This is a genomic window from Armatimonas sp. (assembly GCF_031410135.1).
GTDB lineage: Bacteria > Armatimonadota > Armatimonadia > Armatimonadales > Armatimonadaceae > Armatimonas.
This window is the reverse complement of the sequence record NZ_JANNYP010000811.1, coordinates 1-4,932: the sequence shown is the minus strand read 5'-3', so window position 1 is coordinate 4,932 and position 4,932 is coordinate 1. Positions and strand designations below refer to the sequence as shown.

General features: G+C 52.6%; 5 protein-coding genes. All 5 read right to left on the bottom strand.

The features are described from left to right. Positions 1 to 681 (bottom strand): ribonuclease J (locus tag RMO15_RS29670; RefSeq protein ID WP_309721671.1); only part of this gene is annotated, 681 nt, incomplete at its 3' end. 196 nt (positions 682 to 877) lie between these two features. Continuing rightward, on the bottom strand, positions 878 to 2,353 hold the full coding sequence (locus tag RMO15_RS29665; RefSeq protein WP_309721669.1) for a hypothetical protein: 1,476 nt from the start codon (positions 2,351 to 2,353) through the stop codon (positions 878 to 880). Further along, on the bottom strand, positions 2,350 to 2,895 hold the full coding sequence (locus tag RMO15_RS29660) for an RNA polymerase sigma factor (protein WP_309721668.1): 546 nt from the start codon (positions 2,893 to 2,895) through the stop codon (positions 2,350 to 2,352). The genes RMO15_RS29665 and RMO15_RS29660 overlap by 4 nt, the downstream gene beginning before the upstream one ends. Positions 2,896 to 2,945: 50 nt before the next feature. Further along, on the bottom strand, positions 2,946 to 4,430 hold the full coding sequence (locus tag RMO15_RS29655; RefSeq protein WP_309721664.1) for a hypothetical protein: 1,485 nt from the start codon (positions 4,428 to 4,430) through the stop codon (positions 2,946 to 2,948). Beyond that, positions 4,427 to 4,932: RNA polymerase sigma factor (locus RMO15_RS29650; RefSeq protein WP_309721661.1), on the bottom strand; the 506-nt coding region annotated here is incomplete at its 5' end. The genes RMO15_RS29655 and RMO15_RS29650, both read right to left, overlap by 4 nt.

Sequence of the window (4,932 nt, the reverse complement as noted above, 5' to 3'; positions counted from 1 at the left end):
GCCAGGTGCCTCGGAGATCACCCGATCAAAGGTCTGGCCCACAATGCGCTCCGAGGGCACGTAGCCCGTGCGCTCGACATTGGTAGTATCGGAGACAATCGCAAGAACGCCTTCTTCGGCGATTCGGGCGAGCTTGGGGATATCAAAGAGCAGACCATCTACCGGGGTCTGATCCAGCTTGAAGTCGCCGGTATGCACGACCGTTCCTGCGTGGGTGCGAACCGCCAGCGCAAAAGAATCAGGGATGGAGTGGGAGACGCGGATCGGCTCTACCACAAAGTGCCCGAGCTGGAGCACATCGTCGGCACTGTACTCGATCAGCTTGACTTTGTCTAAAAGCCGCTTCTCTCCCAGCCGATTCTTCGCTAGCCCTAGCGCCAGCGCCGGGCCATAGACGGGAACCGAGTTTCCGAGCAGAGGCAGGACAAATGAGAGCGCCCCGATATGGTCTTCATGGCCGTGGGTGATGACAATTGCCTGGATTGAGGCGCGGTTTTCGACCAACCAGCGCACATCGGGAAGGACTAGGTCTACCCCGAACATCTTCTCATCGGGGAACTTCAGACCACAGTCCACGACCAACAACTGATCTAGAACCTGATAGACGTAAAGGTTTTTACCGATCTCACCAATCCCACCAAGGGGAATAAAACGCAGCTTGCCGGGAGGCAGAGTTTCCAAAAAGCGACTCCTTAAGTCAGAAAATACTACCGACAGTATACCGCCCCTAAAGATTTTCGCTCAGACCCCCACAATTACCGGGGATAAAAATCACAATGAAACTATTACTACGCCTTCTGGATCTCTTTTCAGCCCCCACAACCCACACCCAGCAGGGTCTACAGAGCCTCACCACAACAGGCACCTACCGCCCTCACTAATTAGAAGGAAGCGGTTCCTTGGCGAGCCGAAGCTGCTGGATTTTCCACTGCCCACTGCGCTTGGTAAGAGAGAAAGTAGAGAGAGCGGAGTATGGCTTGCTTGTTTGCGCTGTCGTCACCCAAGCTCGGACATTCACATCGAGTGTTATCTCGGGCGCACGGGGGGGCGGTGGAAACGGGTCGGCCTCGCTCTTACGAACATACATGGGCGACCCAGGATGCGCACTCATCACCTTCTCTGCCCGACAGCTCTTGTACAAAGCCTGCGTCGTCACTAATGTCTGTGCCTGCTCTCGCCGTGCCGCTCGCTTCTGCTGTGGCACTGCGTCAAAGTCCCAGAGCGCCAGAAAGCCCGCCGTGTCCTTGCGCGAGTAAGCCTGAATCGCTTCCTCGACTACTTTCTTACGTGCCTGCTCATTGGCCCGCAGTTCTGAGACACTCTCACCTTTTCTTTGTCCTGAATACATATAGTAAAAGAATTCGCCTACCTTAGGAGTCGGCACTTCAAATACTCTTTTGGGAATCTTTTCGTTGTAGCTAAAATTTTCTGCGACGACCTGTATCCGTCTGTTTTCACTAAAGACATGGTCGGCTTCACGTCTGAGAACACGCAATGTTTTAGAATCAGCCCATACCACGATATTCTCCTTAGCAACATCATCTTGAGACGAGGTCGTCACCTCCCTACTAAATTTCAGCGCAGACCTTCCTTCAAGACTCACGACATCTTTATGCCAAGATGAATATGCCACGTTGTTTACCCCATAGACATTTTTGACTTCTTCGACATGTGCGCTATCCTTAGTAGACAGAAGCACCATATCCCTCATGAGTTTCACAAAACGATCCGCACCACTTTTATCTCTTTGCGTATGTATATATTGACTAGACTTTCTCGACATATGCGCATCAGGAAAATACATTATATTGCCTTCACGTGTCGAAAAAGTACTTCTCTGAAGTGGCTGCCCTTTCATAGAAACTCGAGAGATTTTAAGAGCTTTCATATCTGCCCAACAGTCATAACGATCTATACGTCCTTTGACAAACTGTTTCTTTTTCTCATTCCAGATCAGTGGATACTCCATTTCAGTCCAGTGCACAGTCTGAATTTTTTCCATCGTGGCCTCCACTTGGGCAAACGAGGGTATGGGGCGGAATGGGCCGCCGGGAATAGTGGAGAAGAGTGCCACTCCAGCAAGCAATGCGATGCTGCTTACAAGCCCGATGGGACGCAGTAGGATCGCCCGACGTTTCTCAGGAACAGAAGGCAAAGCGCTCCAAAGGCGCTCTTGTAGATATGTACTTGTCATCGAGTCCAGGCTTTCTTCGCGGGTTAGGGCGACGAGCTGGCGGGTCTGGGCGAGGCGCTGGGTACAGTCCGAGCAATGCGCAAGATGTCGTTTGTGCGTAGATAAGGCTGAGTGCCCCATGGCGAGTTCCAGCAGGTCATTGTCGGTGAGATGGTTCATGGTAGGGGTTCCTCCGTTAAAGCAATCCGAAGGCGGCGCATGGCCTCGGCGACACGCCACTTGAGCGTCCCCAGCGGGATTTGGAGCACTTGCGCCGCCTCTTTATGGGTGAGTCCCTCGGCAGCCACAAGCAGAAAAGCTTCTTTGAGCGGGTCATCCAGCTGGGCAAGGGCTGCACGATAAACAATCCCCGCCAGCGCTTGGTTTTCTGTGGGAGCATCTTTGGGATGAGGAGCATGCAGAGACGTGTCGTGCTCGTCCAAAAGCGCGACCGTCTCGTGGCGCGGTTTTCGCTGCTGATCTCGCCAGCGGCGCACGGCAATGGCGATGAGGTAGGTAGAGAGACGCGCCCGCCCGCCGAAGCGCTCAACTCCCTGGTAGGCTGCCAGAAACGTCTCCTGCATGAGATCCTCGGCGTCCGCGCAGCTTCCGGTCAGCCGTCGCGCAAACGCCAAAACCGCCTCGCCGTGGCGCGCAAAGAGCACATCGAAGGCTTCTTTATCGCGCTGGCGGAAGCGGCTCAGCAGGCGTCTCTCGTTCATCTTGCCGTGTTTGTAGCAGAAACCCAGTGGCTGGATGGCGAAAGAAAGATTTATTTTTTAACGACGGCTTTCTGGGGCATTGGCTGGCTATCGATCCACACCAGCTTCCACTGCCCATGACGCTTAACAAACTTGAAGGTGACCAATCGCTTCTGTACTCGGTTAGGCTCACGCCTCAGACGTACCGTTGCCGTCCCACCAACCGTTACCTCGTCCATCGGAATGGGGGGAGGAAACGCTTCCGAAGTCGAAGTGCGTGTATACAAACGCATTCGCCCAAAGTCGTAGTGAAAAAATGGCTTGTCGTAGGAAAGATATTCAAGATACGGCTCGCGCTTTTGCAGATGCTCTGTCCAGGTTTTGCGCCAGAAGCTTGCCTTCACAGAGTCAGGATTGTTTCGTACACGAAAGCTATTGAGCTGGCCCGTTGCATAAAAATCAAAAAGATCCCCAAAGCTCTTCGTATCCTTCTGATTCCAGGCTTGCATTGCTTTTCGTGCCTGTTGCTCCAAGATCTTTTTATCTTGCTCACTGACTTCGCGGAGGCGGTAATCTCTCAACCGGAAAAGCTTGCCTAGTGGAGGCGTGATATCAAATGCTCCTGCGGGTGGAGCGAGGTTATATCGAAAACCATCTTCAATCCAAACACTCTCATTTCTGCCAGAGCCCGAAGAATTTGTATAAACATGACGGGACTCACGACGTACAATCAGCTTCGTTTTCGGATCGACGAAAACAGTCTCTAAAATTCGCGATATTGTTTTATAAGGAAAATAATGTTTCTTCACAGAGTATCGACGATATCGAATATAATCCATACCTCTTTCTCGTATACGATCTGACTTCCAATTTCCAGAGCCTAATTCTCGATCATTATTATTTCCAGAATTATAAAAATATATAGTTTTATCAACCCATATATCTCCATCAGAAGCATCAAATTTACTTGACCTATCTCCAATGGAATACATATCAGAGGATCCCTTTGCTTTAAATAAACGGATTTGGTGTTTATCTTCTCTAATTTCCTTACCTGTAGAAAACAAACGTGCGATTTTTCTTTGCTTAAGATCTGCCCAATATGTCTGTTCAAAATATGTTTTATAAGCCGATTTTACTTCTTGATTTTGTATAGTAATATGAACTCTCCACGTCGCTGTATGAACCTTCCCCATAGATTCTTCAACAGAAGCAAACGAGGGAATAGGTTGAAGCGGACCGCCTGGCATCGCAAAAAAGAGCGTGGCTCCAGCAACTAACGCAACGCCACCAACAAAGCCAAGCAAACGGAGCTTCCTCCTCGTAGTACCCCCGGCAGGCAAAGCCCCCCAAGTCTTCGTGGCAAGAGCTTTTGAGACAATAGGTTCTTTGGGTTTGACAACGGCAAGCATGCTGGTGATCTCCTTTAGCTCAACCGCACAGTATGGGCAGTGTTTCAAGTGACGGCGCAGACGGCCAGCGGCGAGCCATGAGTGCTCGCCCCGCACCAGCGCGATCCAGTCCGACGAATCCGGGTGTGGTTCAGAGTAGTTCATTTAGGTTCCTCCAGTGCAAGACGAACGCGGCGGACAGCCTCGGCGACGCGCCACTTGAGCGTGCCTAGCGGGATTTCGAGGAGCTGTGCGGCCTCTTTGTGGGTGAAGCCCTCGACGACCACGAGCTGAAACGCCTCGCGCTGACTAGGCTCCAGCTCGCGTGCGGCCTCGTGGATGGCGAGGGCAAGCAGAGAGCTGGTCTCCGGAATCGGCGCGTCGTGGTCGAGAAGCGGGACGGTGGGAAGCAGCGCTTTTCGCCGACGATCCCGCCAGCGGTTGAGGGTGATTCCCAGCAGATAGGTCGTCAGGCGCGACGATCCACGGAAACGCTCGGCGTTCTGGAAAGCGGCCACAAAGGTCTCAGAGACCAGCTCCTCGGCCTCGGCGTGGCAACCACGGGTCAGGCGAAGCGCGAATCCCAGCACCGCTCCGGCGTGGCGGGCAAAGAGCGTGTCGAAGGCGCTGGGATCACGCCGCCGAAACGCCAAAAGGAGCCGCTTCT

What these genes read in the sequence shown, in the direction of transcription:
- RMO15_RS29665 (WP_309721669.1), bottom strand. Translation starts at nt 2,353, where the DNA reads ATGAACCATCTCACCGACAATGACCTGCTGGAACTCGCCATGGGGCAC.
- RMO15_RS29660 (WP_309721668.1), bottom strand. Translation starts at nt 2,895, where the DNA reads ATGAACGAGAGACGCCTGCTGAGCCGCTTCCGCCAGCGCGATAAAGAA.
- RMO15_RS29655 (WP_309721664.1), bottom strand. Translation starts at nt 4,430, where the DNA reads ATGAACTACTCTGAACCACACCCGGATTCGTCGGACTGGATCGCGCTG.